The organism is Paenibacillus sp. FSL E2-0190 (assembly GCF_037992965.1).
GTDB lineage: Bacteria > Bacillota > Bacilli > Paenibacillales > Paenibacillaceae > Paenibacillus_AQ > Paenibacillus_AQ odorifer.
In genome coordinates this window covers 6,714,809-6,729,011 of sequence record NZ_CP150306.1, presented here as the reverse complement: position 1 = coordinate 6,729,011, position 14,203 = coordinate 6,714,809, and the positions used below count along the sequence as shown (strand labels likewise).

At 47.2% G+C, this 14,203-nt stretch carries 13 protein-coding genes; 9 read left to right on the top strand and 4 right to left on the bottom strand.

Annotated elements, in window-relative coordinates; genetic code table 11:
* Positions 1-182: 182 nt before the first annotated feature.
* A complete protein-coding gene (locus NST25_RS29565) occupies positions 183-1,163 on the top strand; it encodes an alpha/beta hydrolase (RefSeq protein WP_076191702.1) in 981 nt (326 codons plus the stop codon).
* A gap of 66 nt (positions 1,164-1,229) precedes the next feature.
* On the opposite strand, the gene NST25_RS29560 is transcribed toward NST25_RS29565, so the two are convergent.
* The 3 genes from NST25_RS29560 to NST25_RS29550 form a co-directional block, all read right to left on the bottom strand.
* The gene (locus tag NST25_RS29560) at positions 1,230-2,051 is read right to left on the bottom strand and encodes a class I SAM-dependent methyltransferase (protein WP_076124053.1); all 822 of its coding nucleotides are present in this window, start codon (positions 2,049-2,051) and stop codon (positions 1,230-1,232) included.
* A 157-nt stretch (positions 2,052-2,208) separates the two neighbouring features.
* Positions 2,209-3,060, bottom strand: a complete 852-nt coding sequence (locus tag NST25_RS29555) for a 1,4-dihydroxy-6-naphthoate synthase (protein ID WP_076297019.1) — start codon at positions 3,058-3,060, stop codon at positions 2,209-2,211.
* Positions 3,060-3,755, bottom strand: a complete 696-nt coding sequence (locus tag NST25_RS29550; protein WP_081383981.1) for a futalosine hydrolase — start codon at positions 3,753-3,755, stop codon at positions 3,060-3,062. Before NST25_RS29550 ends, NST25_RS29555 begins: the two co-directional genes overlap by 1 nt.
* 281 nt (positions 3,756-4,036) lie before the next feature.
* Here NST25_RS29550 and NST25_RS29545 point away from each other — a divergent pair, with 281 nt between their 5' ends.
* The 8 genes from NST25_RS29545 to mprF all read left to right on the top strand — a co-directional run bounded on the left by NST25_RS29545 (position 4,037) and on the right by mprF (position 12,542).
* A complete protein-coding gene (locus NST25_RS29545) occupies positions 4,037-4,507 on the top strand; it encodes a MarR family transcriptional regulator (protein ID WP_076124049.1) in 471 nt (156 codons plus the stop codon).
* Positions 4,508-4,703: 196 nt separating this feature from the next.
* Positions 4,704-5,552, top strand: a complete 849-nt coding sequence (locus NST25_RS29540; RefSeq protein ID WP_339188857.1) for a neutral zinc metallopeptidase — start codon at positions 4,704-4,706, stop codon at positions 5,550-5,552.
* A 115-nt stretch (positions 5,553-5,667) separates the two neighbouring features.
* Positions 5,668-6,069 carry a DoxX family protein gene (locus NST25_RS29535; RefSeq protein WP_036682076.1) on the top strand — a complete coding sequence of 134 codons (402 nt, stop codon included), beginning with the start codon at positions 5,668-5,670 and terminating at the stop codon, positions 6,067-6,069.
* A gap of 17 nt (positions 6,070-6,086) precedes the next feature.
* Positions 6,087-7,037, top strand: coding sequence for a ring-cleaving dioxygenase (locus NST25_RS29530; protein WP_339188855.1), 951 nt, complete (start codon positions 6,087-6,089; stop codon positions 7,035-7,037).
* A complete protein-coding gene (locus NST25_RS29525; protein WP_339188853.1) occupies positions 7,034-7,654 on the top strand; it encodes an alpha/beta hydrolase in 621 nt (206 codons plus the stop codon). The genes NST25_RS29530 and NST25_RS29525 overlap by 4 nt, the downstream gene beginning before the upstream one ends.
* A 164-nt stretch (positions 7,655-7,818) precedes the next feature.
* Positions 7,819-9,042, top strand: a complete 1,224-nt coding sequence (locus tag NST25_RS29520) for a multidrug effflux MFS transporter (protein WP_339174636.1) — start codon at positions 7,819-7,821, stop codon at positions 9,040-9,042.
* Positions 9,043-9,157: 115 nt separating this feature from the next.
* Positions 9,158-9,508, top strand: coding sequence for a FlxA-like family protein (locus NST25_RS29515; protein ID WP_076099710.1), 351 nt, complete (start codon positions 9,158-9,160; stop codon positions 9,506-9,508).
* 367 nt (positions 9,509-9,875) lie between these two features.
* Positions 9,876-12,542: a bifunctional lysylphosphatidylglycerol flippase/synthetase MprF gene (gene mprF, locus NST25_RS29510; protein WP_339188851.1), complete on the top strand. Its 2,667-nt coding sequence runs from the start codon at positions 9,876-9,878 to the stop codon at positions 12,540-12,542.
* Positions 12,543-12,590: 48 nt separating this feature from the next.
* Here the strand turns inward: mprF and NST25_RS29505 are convergent, their stop codons facing one another.
* Positions 12,591-14,063, bottom strand: a complete 1,473-nt coding sequence (locus NST25_RS29505; RefSeq protein ID WP_076282153.1) for an alpha-amylase — start codon at positions 14,061-14,063, stop codon at positions 12,591-12,593.
* Positions 14,064-14,203 lie beyond the last annotated feature (140 nt).

The window sequence follows — 14,203 nt, the reverse complement described above, 5'->3', positions numbered from 1 at the left end:
GATTTTTCATGCTACAGCAGTACAGGCAAGTTTTCTTGTCTTGTGCTGCTGTAGCATTTTTTTTACCTGTTCATTTTCAGTTCATATTGTCGTCATGAGGGGTACATCTTTGTTAGTTATGATCTCATTAGCGAAACGTTAAGGGAACTTAATAAACAGATTAAAGACAGGAGAAGATGAGGGTGACACAACAAGAGGACAAAAAAACGGGGAATGGACAGAAAAAACATAAACTGCGTAACCTGTTGCTCAAAATATTAGGAGCAATAGTGATCGTGGTCGTACTTTTTCTAGCTGTTGTCTATACAGTTAATGTGATCAGCAACAAAACAGATCAGAAAAAAATACAGCACTATGGTCAGTTAGTCCCTGTTGACGGGAAAAATATGAATGTTTTGATTCAAGGAGAAGGTAAACAGACGATCGTGCTCATACCAGGCTTTGGAACAGGAGCGCCAGCGCTTGATTTCAAGCCGTTGATTGATGAGTTATCACCATTCTACAAAGTGGTGGCGGTTGAACCGTTTGGGTATGGACTCAGTGATGAAACGAAAAAAGAACGAACTACAGAGAATATCGTTAGTGAAATTCATGAAGCCGTTCAGAATCTTAACATTGACCAATACATTCTAATGGGCCACTCGATTGGAGGTATTTACGGATTGGAATATGCGAAGAAATATCCAAACGAAGTGAGTGCTTTTGTGGGTATTGATAGTAGTGTTCCGGAGCAAGGCGGTATGGATGTTAAATTCCCAATTAAAAAATTAAAGCTGCTTAAAGATTCAGGGATTATAAGATTGGGCTTGCAATTAAGCGGTGACCCTTATGATGGACTGCCATTTGATGATGAAACCAAAAAACAAATGAAATTAATTTCGCTTAAAAATATGAACAATTCCACTACCTTAAATGAAATGGAACATATTTATCCTAACTTTGTTGCCTCCAGAGGCTTAACATTTGACAAGAATCTACCCATTATCTTCTTTATACAAGCGAATAATACTACCGTGAAAGACTGGATTCCTCTACATGAAGGGCAAGTCAAGGATTCTGTGCATGGAAAAGTAATGACATTTGAAGGCGGACATTACTTACATCATTCAAAATCCAAAGAAATCGTAGAGAACCTAAGGGTATTCATGGAAGAAGTTAAATAAAAAGAAGAAAACGCTCCGAACTCCTCATATGAGGGGGCGGGGCGTTTTTTTGGTTGTGATCGAAGATTATTTGATGCCGATTCTCATTCGGTAGCTGATCAGAACCTCTAATGTTCTGCCTTTAAAATGCTGTTCAACTGCGGCGGTGTAATCGGCGATGTCTTGCTCAAGCAAGGTAGCGTCTAGTTTCATTACGGTTTGCACTCCCCCTTGACTTAGGGTTAAACCAATATATCGCTGGGCATCGCAGGACTCTAGGTTGTGGAATACGATTTCTCTGGCAAAAGAGAAGGCCCCACTAGCTTTGATCCGTGACAAATGACCTTCTTTGTCCCATTTATGTGCTCTCTCCTCATTAGGTAAAAGCGAAGCCAGCAATTCTTCTGTTTTGGAGATCAGCTGGTTGTATCGTTCTTCTACATTTTGCTGAAGAGATAAAGGCCAATCGCAATCGTAGGCGGCAAAGACTCCGCCTTTTTTTAAGACCCGGGAGATTTCTTGCAGTGTACTTTCAGGATCCATCCAGTGGAATGATTGCGAGCAGGTAACTATGTCTACACTATCTGATGCAAGCGGAAGCTGATTAGAGTAGCCTTGCACAAAAGTAATTGATTGGGGTGCTTCTAATCTGCTAAGTTTATCGATTGCTTTTCCCAACATATCTGGATTGGGTTCGATACCGATTACGCGTTCTGCGACATCGTTCCAGAGAAAAGTAGACAAACCCGTACCGCAGCCTATATCTGCGACGAGTGAAGGGGTGGTACCTAGGTAATCTGTTAGCAATTTGATAATCATCTCAGGGGCTTCGGGACGGTAGCGGTCATATTCATTTTGAAAGCCCAAAAAGCGGTCGATGTTTTGTTTGCTGTTTTTTTCAGGTATCATGTGATCCTCCCTCATAGATCATGTTTATAGGTCTATTGTATAATCACTGGTTCGATAAGCCAAATAATGTCTGGCTGGAAGGCTACGTAGAATAAATAAAATCCCCGGAGAACACCTTATAGGTGTGGCCGGGGATTGTTAAACTATCTGGTAAATGCTAACGAAGCAGTGCTGGATCGATTGCAGGCACAAGTCCTTCTGCCGCAGCACGATTAAGCAGGGCAGAGATTGCGGCATAGCCGTCATCACCCAGATTCATCGAGAAGTCATTCACGTAGAGATCGATGTGGGATTTAGCCACTTCAGGAGCCAACTCTTGAGCATGGCTAAGCACATAGTCTCTGGAATCCGTTGGATGATCCCACGCATACTGAAGAGAGCTGCGAATCCAGCCGGTGATAGCATCGGCATCTAAATCACGGCGGGCAATGATAGCGCCGAGAGGAATGGGCAGTCCGGTATCGCTTTCCCACCAGCTGCCTAGATCAGTCAGCATATTAAGACCATAAGAGGCGTAAGTGAAGCGGGCTTCGTGAATTACCAGCCCTGCATCGATATGGCCATCCCGTACGGCAGGCATAATCTCATCGAAAGGCATTACGACTATTTCGCCGATGCCTCCAGTTACATTTTGTGCTGCCCATAATCGGAAAAGCAAATAAGCCGTAGAGCGTTCGCTAGGTACAGCAATCCGGCGTCCGGCTAGCTTTTCTGGGCGTTTGACCGCATGGGGTCCACTTGCTGTAAGCAGCAGCGGGCCGCAGCCGCGTCCTAAAGCACCGCCGCATGGCAGCAGTTTGTACCGCTCCAGAACCCAAGGCAGAGCAGCGTAGGAGATTTTGAGGACTTCTGGTCCTTCTCCGTCAGCAGCCAGCGTATTGGTAATATCAATGTCGGCATAGGTTACATTCAGCTTAGGTGCATTCGGGACAAGCCCGTGCGCCCAGGCATGAAATACAAAGGTATCGTTAGGGCAAGGGGAAAAAGCGATATTAAGCTCAGTTGTCATTACAGCACCTCCAGTAATATAGCGGCTGCCGCCGTTAATGCTTCCATTGCATCACCGATCTTCCAAGCGGCCCGGTCGCGGGGACCGACCGGGTTCGAGATGGCGCGGAGCTCCAGTACCGGGAGCCCCAGCGCCTGAGCGGCCACGGCAACTCCGTGGCCTTCCATCGCTTCCGCGACGGCATGGGGATGCCGCGCGAGATGGGCGGCGGCCGTCTCCGCGGTGCCGGTCGCCGTCGAGACCGTAAGCACGGTGCCCGTGCTTACGGGTAACCCGGCCGCAGCCAGCGCGGCCGAAACCGCTTGCACCGTGCCGCGGTCAGCCGGCACGGACACGCTGCCGAAGCCGAGCTCGGCAGCGCTGCGGAAGCCCTCCGGCGTCTCGGCCCCGAGGTCGGCGGCAATCATCTCGCTGGCTACAACCAGCGAGCCTAAAGGCGCCAGCCCCGGGAATCCGCCGCCGATCCCGACGCTCAATACGCAGCCGTAAGAACCGGCTGCGAGTGCCGCGGCGGTTCCCGCCGCCGCCGCTGCCGGCCCTGCGCCGGCAGCGATAACATGGAACCTGTCGCTGCCTTGCAGGCCGCGCAGGACCGCGTCACGCTCCGCGTCTACGGCTGTCACGATCAGCACGCGTCGTGCTCCAGCCTGCCCCTCCATAGCTTCTTCGGTAGGGGTTGGATTGAACGAACTCATCAGGTCGCCTCCTTTAGGGTATTGAAATCGCTTACTAAAGAGTCATTCGTAAAGACAAGAATACGCCCTTTTATAGGTCAGGTCAAACTTGGGGTGATTTTTATCACTCCCTGTAAAGTGTCAAAGAAAAACTTACCGGTCTCTAGACGGAAGTGACTTTTTTAGCGATGAGGTTGACAAGGAGGATGGGAAGTCGTATAGTTATCTTAAATTAAAGATACTTAACGTAAAGACAAATAAATGGATTGAATACAAGTTTGATTGAAGTGGAGGTGGAATTGATGAGTGATAAACAAATAAATCTGCGTAATACAGAGAGTGCACCTGACGAAGAACAAGCCGCCTCACTGAAATTGTTCGTAGTCTTATCTAAGGCTTATAAAAGCCTAATGGATCATGCGGTGAAGGATATGAAAAGTTATGGCTTGGCTTCGGCTGAATTCATGGTGCTTGAAGTACTTTACCATAGAACGCGGATTCCGCTGCAACAGATTGGGGAGAAAATTCTCGTTACGAGCGGAAGCATTACCTATAATATCGACAAGTTGGAGAAAAAGGGACTGCTGAAACGTGTACCCTGTAGCGAGGATCGCCGCGTTACTTATGCGGAGATTACGGATGCAGGCCGTGAACTGTTTGATGAGATTTTCCCTCGTCATGTAGCCTCAATTCATGATTTGATGGGTGGATTAGATAAGGAAGAGAAAGTCCAGGCTATCGAATTAATGAAAAAGCTTGGCAAAGGTGTATAGGCGCTGCGAACATGACGAATAACTAGGCGCTTCTATAAGGTTGGAAGTAGTTCGGCTCCATCCTCATTCTCCCAACTCCAGTAAGTATAAGTGAAACCCTGCTTTTTTGGGTATATCACTAATAAGATATTTAACTTAACGAAGCCAGGTAGCCATTTACTTAAGATTACCTGATATTTCGACTGGGGGCTTGGCCATGAAATGGCAGGGAAGAAGAGGGAGTTCGAACGTGGAGGACCGCAGAGGCATGAGCGGCGGCGGCAAGATGATTGGTGGCGGGATCGGAGGAATTATCCTTGTCCTGGTCATCACGTTACTCAGTGGAGGCAATGCCGGGGATATCCTGGGAAGTTTGACTTCCACAGGCTCCAGTTCAACGGCCCCTTATGAACAGACCGCAGAGGAGCAAGAGCTTGCGGAGTTTGTATCGGTAGTTCTTGCCGACACAGAGGAGGTTTGGGGTGAGATTTTTCAGCAGCAGGGAATGACCTATACGGACCCCACCTTAGTGCTATACAGTGGGAGTGTAGACTCTGCTTGCGGAACAGCCACCTCGGCAGTTGGTCCCTTCTACTGTCCGGGTGACGCCAAACTGTATATTGATCTGAGCTTTTATGATGAGTTGCAGCAACGCTTCCACGCGCCGGGCGACTTCGCCATGGCTTATGTCATTGCCCATGAGGTTGGACATCATGTACAGACATTACTAGGCACCTCGAAACAGCTCGATTCCCTTCGCCAGACGTTGAGTGAGAAGGAGTACAACAAATATCAGGTTCGTTTTGAGCTGCAGGCTGATTATTTCGCCGGTGTCTGGGCCAATCATGCTCAGGGTATGAATCTGCTGGAGGAAGGCGACTTAGAGGAAGCTCTGGCAGCTGCAAGCGCCGTCGGCGATGATACGATTCAGAAGCAAGCTCAGGGCTATGCAGTGCCGGATAGTTTCACTCACGGTACCTCAGAGCAGAGAAAGCGCTGGTTCTACAAAGGTTTTAACTCGGCTACGATTAAGGGCGGCGATACGTTTAACGCCTCCGAGTTGTAGATAGAAGAGGGAAGAGGAGAGCAGCCCATAGGTTATTCCGGTTCGCCGGGCGCTCTTTTTTACCCAATATCTTAACATTAAGATAATTAAATCAAAGGAATAGGGGAAGGTAAAAATGATAAGTGTAGGACTGTTATTAATGAGATTGGTGATTGGGCTTGCTTTTATAGGACATGGCGCACAAAAGCTATTTGGATGGTTCGGAGGATACGGTCCGAAGGGTACGGGAGGCTGGATGGAGTCCATCGGAATCAAACCGGGTGTGACTATGGCGATTTTAGCAGGGATTATGGAGCTGGTGGGCGGATTTATGTTCGCGGCAGGACTGTTAACGCCTGTTGCAGCGGTGTTAATCGCTGCCACGATGCTGGGGGCAATCGTTAAGGTTCATGCTCCAAATGGTTTCTGGTCCACTTCGAACGGGATTGAGTTTCCGCTCACGGTTTTGGTATTTGCGGTAGGTGTGGCGCTTACGGGACCAGGTTCGATTTCTCTAGATGCATTGTTTTTTAACTAAGAAGGGAGTTTATAATAATGACACTTCAAACTGCAGGAATACATCATATTACAGCTTTTGTCGGAGACGCTCAGCGCAATGTTGATTTCTACGCCGGGATTCTGGGCCTACGGCTCGTGAAAAAAACGATTAATTTTGATGCTCCAGAGGTCTATCATTTATACTTTGGGAATGAGCAGGGTGCGCCGGGAACGATTATTACATTTTTCCCTTCACCTGTAGGGCGTAGAGGCAGAATCGGCAGTGGTCAAGTTGGCGTAACGATCTACGCAGTGCCGGTCGGTGCTCTGCAATTCTGGGAACAACGCCTTGCTGAATACGGAATTTCGGTTACAAAAGGAAGTCGGATCTCGGAACCCTATTTATCTTTTGCTGATTACGACGGTCTGCGGATTGAACTGGTGGAACGTGAGGAAGGCCCGCTCAGTAAGTGGTCCTTTGGTGGGATTCCTACTAAATACGCGATCAAAGGTTTTGGCGGGGCCGTGCTATATAGCAGCAATCCGTTGCAAACAGCCGAGACACTTGTTCATACGCTGGGTATGGAACATATTGCTGACGGAGATGGATATACTCGCTATAGAACCAATGGGGAGCTAGGTAATATTATTGATTTGAAGACATCACCCGTTCCGCTCGGAGCGGGAGGTGCAGGGACAGTTCATCACATCGCGTGGCGGGCAAAGGATGATGCAGAGCAACTGGAATGGTCGCGCCATGTACAGAGTCATGGGCATAGACCTACACCCGTTCAAGACCGTCAGTATTTTAATGCGATCTATTTCCGTGAAAGAGGAGGAATCCTGTTCGAGATCGCTACAGATCCTCCAGGTTTTGCCCGTGATGAAGCCCCAGATGCGTTGGGTGAAAAGTTGATGCTGCCGTCCTGGTTTGAGCCGCATCGCGCGGCCATCGAAGAAAACTTAACGCCTATTCAAGTAAGAGAAATTGAGGTGAAGCAGGGATGATTCATGTATTCCGTAAAGGTAAAGATATAACTAAACCTACGTTAGTGTTGTTTCATGGTACAGGTGGTAATGAGCAGGATTTGCTGCCGCTGGCTGAGATGTTATCCCCAGATTCATCGGTGCTAGGTATACGGGGCAATGTGCTGGAGAATGGCATGCCACGATTCTTCCGTCGGCTGGCAGAAGGAGTGTTCGATGAAGCGGACTTAGTTTTCCGTACCCATGAGATTAAGCGATTTCTGGATGAAGCGGCAGAGAAATACGGGTTTGATGCCAACAATCTGGTAGCGGTTGGTTACTCTAACGGTGCAAACATTGCTGGTAGCCTTCTGTTTCATTATAAGGACATTTTCCGCGCGGCAGTGCTGTTGCATCCGATGGTGCCATTACGCAATGTGGAGCTTCCTTCTCTTGAAGGTGTGTCTATCTTTATTGGGGCAGGTACGAATGATCCGCTAATAACATCTACGGAAACTCAGGAGCTAGAGGGGATTCTGCAGAAAGCAGGCGCTGAGGTTACAACCCATTGGGGCAACCAAGGTCACCGCTTGAGTATGGCGGAAGCCGAAGCCGCCAAAGATTGGCTACAGGGGTTTAGTACATCTCAAAATGCATAAAACAATTAGGATAACCGCCTTTTGGCGGTTATTTTTAAGTTATTAGCCCCGAATGAGGCCTTATAAAAGGATTGATCATTTGAGTTCCTTTACGTTAGTATGAAGAATACAAAAAAAGGCCCCCGGGTTGCTTTAGAAAGGTTGACGTAAGGATCATGATTGGAATGCAAAATGCTAATAAACTTGCTGCAGATGGACCCTCAAGGAAGCAGAGATTGCAACTTGCTGTTATTCTGGGCTCCATTACAACCATTGGGCCGTTATCGATTGATATGTATTTGCCGGCGCTGCCTACACTTGTCGACGATTTCGGTACGACGGCTGCTTTGGTGCAGCTAAGTCTCACCTTCTTTTTATTGGGACTGGCCTCAGGTCAGTTAGTAGCTGGACCACTGAGTGATGTATATGGACGTCGCCGTCCACTGCTTATAGGGATGTTCATCTATGCCGTTTCCTCAGTGCTATGTGCTTTTAGTCCTTCGATTGGACTTTTAATTGTTTTGCGGTTTATTCAAGGTCTTGCTGGTTCAGTGGGTGTAGTTGTCTCTAGGGCGGCTGTGCGTGATCTGTACAGTGGCTCTGAACTAACGAAATTTTTCTCTTTATTGATGATTGTTAATGGTCTGGGTCCGATTTTGGCTCCAGTCATTGGAGGCCAGCTCTTAAGAGTGACTACATGGCAGGGGATATTCCTCGTATTATTTGCTGCCGGAATTATCTTCTGCTTGACGATTCTCCTGCGCTTGCCTGAGACATTGCCGAAGGAGCGGCGCTCCAAGAGTGGGTTGAAGGGTACTCTGCTTACCTTTAAGGTGTTACTTGGCAACCGCAAGTTTATGGGTTATGCCTTGTCCCAAGGTTTTGTTACAGCGTCTATGTTCGCTTATATCTCAGGGTCATCTTTTGTTTTGCAAAATATTTTTGCAGTTACTCCGCAGGTATACAGTTTGATCTTTGCTGTGAACGGGATTGGGATTATTATTACAGGTCAAATCGCCGGCAGACTAGCTGGTAAGGTGAGTGAGACGAAGCTACTGCTTAGCGGGTTGCTGCTCTGTACAACGGGGGGCGTCTTGCTGCTGCTTACGATCCTGGTAGGGGGAGGGCTGATCCCTATTCTAATCTGTCTGTTCGCCGTTGTCTCCAGTGTGGGGATTGTCGGAGCGACCAGCTTCTCACTTGCGATGCAGGACCAAGGAGAGGCCGCAGGCAGTGCTTCGGCTTTAATCGGACTGTTACCGTTGCTGCTTGGTAGCTGTGTAGCACCGCTTGTGGGTCTTGGGGGCGTAGACTCAGCCCTTCCGATGGCAATTGTGATTGCCTGTACGGGTGTTCTCTCTATTCTGTCTTATTTTCTGTTGGTCAGACGGGTGAATTCCAATTCCTAACAGTTTATCCTTATAACCTTGAAAGAGAGCAATACTTTCAGCAAACTTTCAGCGGGTTTTAACGTTCCTTATCTGCAAAAGGATTATATTGGAGGTAAGGAAGGGAGGGATGATTATGAGTATATCCGCAGTCTCAGGTTCTACATCGTATACTACCTCGACGTCTAGTACTACAGATACCAGCGCGCTCGAGAAACAAAAAGCGAAGCTGGAAGCCGAATTGGACAAGATTGATGCCAGCTCGGATGACGCGAAGACCAAAGAAACGAAAACGAAACAAATTGAGCAGCAGATCAAGCAAATCGAGGCACAAATTTCCCAGAAGTCGCAGAGCAGTGCTTCCGCTGCAAGCAGTAGTGCAGAAGCACCTGCCAAACCTGCAAACAACGCGCTTGCTGCGGCAAGCCCGCAAGAAATCGCTACCGCAACAACGAATAGCCAAGGCAGATTTGATATTCGTGTATAAACCATACTAAGTCGTGTTACATAACAAAAAGGGCATCCTTTGCCGTGAGGGATGTCCTTTTTGTTATGTATTTTTAAGTTTAGACTACAATTTAAATGTTCTTTTATCACATTGTTGGCCAATACTAGAAAGATACCCCTAAAATAAAGTTCCGTCATATTGATCTGTCCAGCTTCGTAATATATTAACTATGCTTATCCTCATTTCCCAAAAAATCTTTAACTGTTGCAGGGGTTAGGGATTTGCTGGCAGTCTAATAGAGTAGGTGTTGATTATCACGGGTCTTCTATTCCAAGAATTGCTATAATGGACTAGTTGTAAAAATTGTCTAGCACAACGTGTGTCAGCGGTAAAGGCAGGTGGGCTCATGCATTCAAAGCAACAGACATTAGAAAGATTCAAAATTGTAAGACTGATCTTATCTATCTATCGGATCCGGGCGGTCAGAGCTCTTTTTCCAGTGGCTATCATAGCGTTCGTATACTGGGAGGGGCAACATGAGCTGAAGCAGGTTCATTTAGGACTTATAATGCGTGAACTAAGGCGAGTACCTACGTCTGCTATTTTGCAAATGATTGGTTTTGCACTTCTTTCCGTAGCTGTGATGAGTGCTTATGATTATTTGATTCGGGCCCATTTTCGTTTAAAAGTAGGGCTGTGGAGTACCTTTCGGTATGCATGGATTGCTAATACATTTAATAACTTGATTGGGTTTGCAGGTCTGGCTGGAGTTGGTTTAAGGACGCTGCTGTATAAAAAAAGCGGAGTGCCGACCTCCGTACTAACACCCGCCATTGTATTTCTATCGCCGCTTATGATTACCGGGTTATCACTACTTTCATGGGCGAATATCTTTGGTTTACTTCCGGCAACGGCTTTGCTGGAAGAACATCGCTGGCTGGTATTTGCAGTATGGGGTATGGCGCTTTATTTGCCGGTTTTTGTGTTTGTGCAGCGCTCATCGCTTTATGCGAAATGGATTAACCGGGGAAAAGGCAGAACACCATGGCTTACAGTCGTTAACTCCGTCGGTGCTTCCTTTCTGGAATGGAGCTTTGCTGGCGTGACGTTTTGGACCATCAGCAGCCATCTCTTGGATGAGGTCCATTTTATAGCTATCTTTGGTATATTTACGATTGCTGCTATTGCCGGAATCTTGAGTATGGCACCCGGCGGTATCGGTGCATTTGACCTTATCGCCTTGCTCGGGCTGACACAGCTTGGCTACCAGACCGATAAGGCGATGGCGGTGCTTGTCATCTTTCGATTGTTTTATTATGTCATTCCTTGGTTGATTGGATTGGTGCTGGCTGCACTGGAAATTGGTCTGCAAGGAAAAAAGGATCAAGATCGTTCAGTTCCAGGGTTCGAACCCTCTCTTAACAAATGGCAGAAGATCTGGGGCTGGCCGGGTCAGTATACCTTTCTGAGCGATCTTGGGATGTGGGCTCTTGGCAAGCTGGTACTAGCTAGCGGGCTTATTCTCTTACTATCTGCAGCAGTACCCGGATTGCTGTATAGGTTGAAGATTACGGAGGAAATATTGCCGTTTCCCGTAATGCAGCTTTCTCATCATCTGTCTGTCCTTATTGGTTTTATGCTGATTTTATTGTCGCGGGGCATTACATTGCGGGTCCATAGTGCATATGTATGGACTAGCATACTTCTGTTTATTGGATCATTGTTTGCAGTCACTAAGGGTTTTGATTATGAAGAGGCGCTTTTGCTACTTATAGTAGCGCTTATTCTTTGGATATCCAGATCGCGGTTTTATCGGATTAGTGCGCCAATCAGCAGACAGAGCGCGATCCGGTGGTTTGCCCTCACTTCAGTAATTGCACTAAGCTACTATCTGATGGGCTGTTATGTACATCGTGGATTTCTGAAGCATCTGCCTCCGGGTGTACAGCCTGAATGGTTGCAGCGATATAGTCATGTTGCATTTACGGCAGTGGGAGGATTGGTCTTGTCTTGGGTACTGCTCATAATGTGGGTAAACCTCAGGCCCCATCATAAGGAGAACGAGCTGTTCGGGACCTTGGATGTAGCTAAGCTGAAACATTTTCTAGATGGAGTTCGAGGCAATACCTTAACTCATACGTTGTTTTTGGGTGATAAGGGCTTCTTCTGGGCTCAGAACGATAAAGTGCTGCTCGCTTTCGCCAGAGTTAGGGATAAACTCGTTGTGCTGGGTGATCCGCTGGGAGAGAGCAGCTTAATAAGTGAAGCCATCAGTGAATTTAGACAAGCTGCAGATCAGTATGGTCTGGTTGTAGTTTTCTATCAAGCTTCACCTGCTTTTTTATCGGTCTATCAGGAGCAGGGCTATCGCTTTTTTAAGCTGGGTGAAGAGGCAGTGATAAGCCTTGATAACTTTGCACTCAGTGATCTGAAGAATGGTGATCTGCAAAGGGTAAGCGATCGTTTTGAACGGGAAGGCATGATTGTTGAAATTACAGAAGCGCCGCATGCTGATAGTTTGCTGAGAGATCTGCGAACGATTTCGGACGAGTGGTTGAATGGCCGAGCGGAAAAGGGTTATTCGTTAGGGTGGTTTAAGGTCGAGTATCTGCAACGGGCTCCCATTGTGGTGCTGCGGAACACCAAAGGTACAATACTGGCATTTGCTTCTATTGCCCCAGGGTATGATCAAGGATTGACCCTGTCCGTAGATTTGTTGCGCCAGCGGAAGAATGTGCCAAACGGGACGGTAGATTATTTATTGGTTTGTATGCTGGAATGGGCGAAGTCCAAGGGGTATCGGCGATTTAATCTAGGCAACACTCCTCTATCATCCAGTGGGGGTCAGGACCCCGGAGCTCTGAAGGAGGAGAAGCTGGCTCATCAAGTGTTTAATAGAGGTGGGCATGGGCATGGTTACGGTTTTGCCAGATTGCGTCGTTACAAGGAAAAGTTCAATCCAGAGTGGGAGCCGCGTTACTTAGCTTATCCAGCGTCCCTAACATTACCCGTCTTAACGCTGGATCTGGTGAGGCTTGTATCCCGCCATCCGGAGCATAAAACGAATAACTAAAAAAAGGTGCCCAACGCCAAACGGCGTTGGGCACCTTTTTAATCAGGTTTACTTCTTGTCAGCTTCTGCATCTGGCAAAGCCCAGACGGAGACGCTGCCGCCATTGACCGGGAAGGTCGCCCAACCATCTTTTTCAATGGTTATGGTGGCTTTATGGTTATGGGTGAAATCCACCCATGCTTCACCGGCGCGATGTTCTCCTACGAACATTCTCTTCTGGCCATTCTCACCATTACTGATCACAACCGCACAACCGGAGTTTTCAATATCCTCCACGCCGAGCCGTGTCCAGCCAATCGTGTTAGGATGATCGAAATAATCCTTCTGTTCACCATAAGCTTTGTGATAGCGGGTATACAGCAGAGGGTCAATCGCATCTTTTTTACCTGCTACAGGTGTTGGTCCTTCGATCCCATAATAATCCCCGTAAAAGACCACAGGATATCCATCCCGTCGCAGCAGGATAAGCGCGTAAGCACTTTGCTTGAACCAATCATCTACCCAGGATTCCAGGGCTTCGTGAGGCTGAGAATCATGATTGTCAACGAAGGTTACAGCATTGGTGGGATGGGTCTGCACCAGTGTGTCATCAAGAATTTTGGTCAGATCATAGTTTCTGCCCTCCAAAGAAGCTGAATGCAGCTTGTAGTGAAGGGATACATCGAAGAGGTCAATTTTATAATCGACGGTATTCAGAAATTGTCGACAGGACTCTAAGTCGGAATTCCAGAATTCACCGACGATATAGAAATCCTTCTCGCATTTATTAAACATCTCTACCGCGAATTCTTTAACAAACTCATGGTTGATATGTTTGATGGCGTCCAAGCGGAAGCCGCTGCAGTGGAGGGTATCCACCAGCCATTTTCCCCATTGGATCATTTCTTTTTTGACTTCCGGATGGCTGTAATCAATATTAGCGAACATTAGATAATCATAGTTTCCGAACTCGTCGTCAACATTCTGATTCCACGCTTTATTCTCGCCTACTATACGGAATACGCCGGTTCGCTCTTCTTTGGCGTCAAAGTCAGTGCCGTTAAAATGATTGTGATTCCACTTAAAGGCAGAGTGTTCATTCCCGCGGCCAGGGAAGGTGAATTTTGTCCAGCCCTCAATCTCGAAAGGTTTCGAAATTTCTTTCATCCGATCATTGGGGTCGACCTCGATGACTTGGAATACTTCCTTTTCATCCGCGCCAGCCTTATGATTCATCACCAAATCAACGTAAACGGCGATGCCATTCTTTTGACATTCCGAAATTGCGTTGATCAGTGCTTGTTTGGTGCCATATTTGGTGCGTACCGTACCTTTTTGGTCATATTCGCCCAGATCGTATAGATCATACACGCCATAGCCTGTATCGTCAGCGGAGACGGCCTTTGTCACAGGAGGTACCCAAACAGAATCAATGCCTACGGCTTTTAGCGCGGGTGCAGTTTCTTTTAAGCGATCCCAGTGTTTCCCGTCCGCAGCAACATGCCATTCAAAAAACTGCATCATTGTATGGTTCCTCATTATTTCTTACGCCTCCATATCCCATCAAGCAAATTTTACTCTCAACACTCTGATTAGTTTTTCAGATAACTCTTATTAAACTTAAAAACAGACTATGAAAAATAAGGCCAGTTGTTGAATGCGCAGGAAGGGACATGATTGTC

Excerpts from the sequence above, each read along its gene's own strand:
- NST25_RS29560 (WP_076124053.1), bottom strand. The coding sequence starts at position 2,051 with ATGATACCTGAAAAAAACAGCAAACAAAACATCGACCGCTTTTTGGGC.
- NST25_RS29555 (WP_076297019.1), bottom strand. The coding sequence starts at position 3,060 with ATGACAACTGAGCTTAATATCGCTTTTTCCCCTTGCCCTAACGATACC.
- NST25_RS29550 (WP_081383981.1), bottom strand. The coding sequence starts at position 3,755 with ATGAGTTCGTTCAATCCAACCCCTACCGAAGAAGCTATGGAGGGGCAG.
- NST25_RS29545 (WP_076124049.1), top strand. The coding sequence starts at position 4,037 with ATGAGTGATAAACAAATAAATCTGCGTAATACAGAGAGTGCACCTGAC.
- NST25_RS29540 (WP_339188857.1), top strand. The coding sequence starts at position 4,704 with ATGAAATGGCAGGGAAGAAGAGGGAGTTCGAACGTGGAGGACCGCAGA.
- NST25_RS29535 (WP_036682076.1), top strand. The coding sequence starts at position 5,668 with ATGATAAGTGTAGGACTGTTATTAATGAGATTGGTGATTGGGCTTGCT.
- NST25_RS29530 (WP_339188855.1), top strand. The coding sequence starts at position 6,087 with ATGACACTTCAAACTGCAGGAATACATCATATTACAGCTTTTGTCGGA.
- NST25_RS29525 (WP_339188853.1), top strand. The coding sequence starts at position 7,034 with ATGATTCATGTATTCCGTAAAGGTAAAGATATAACTAAACCTACGTTA.
- NST25_RS29520 (WP_339174636.1), top strand. The coding sequence starts at position 7,819 with ATGCAAAATGCTAATAAACTTGCTGCAGATGGACCCTCAAGGAAGCAG.
- NST25_RS29515 (WP_076099710.1), top strand. The coding sequence starts at position 9,158 with ATGAGTATATCCGCAGTCTCAGGTTCTACATCGTATACTACCTCGACG.
- mprF (WP_339188851.1), top strand. The coding sequence starts at position 9,876 with ATGCATTCAAAGCAACAGACATTAGAAAGATTCAAAATTGTAAGACTG.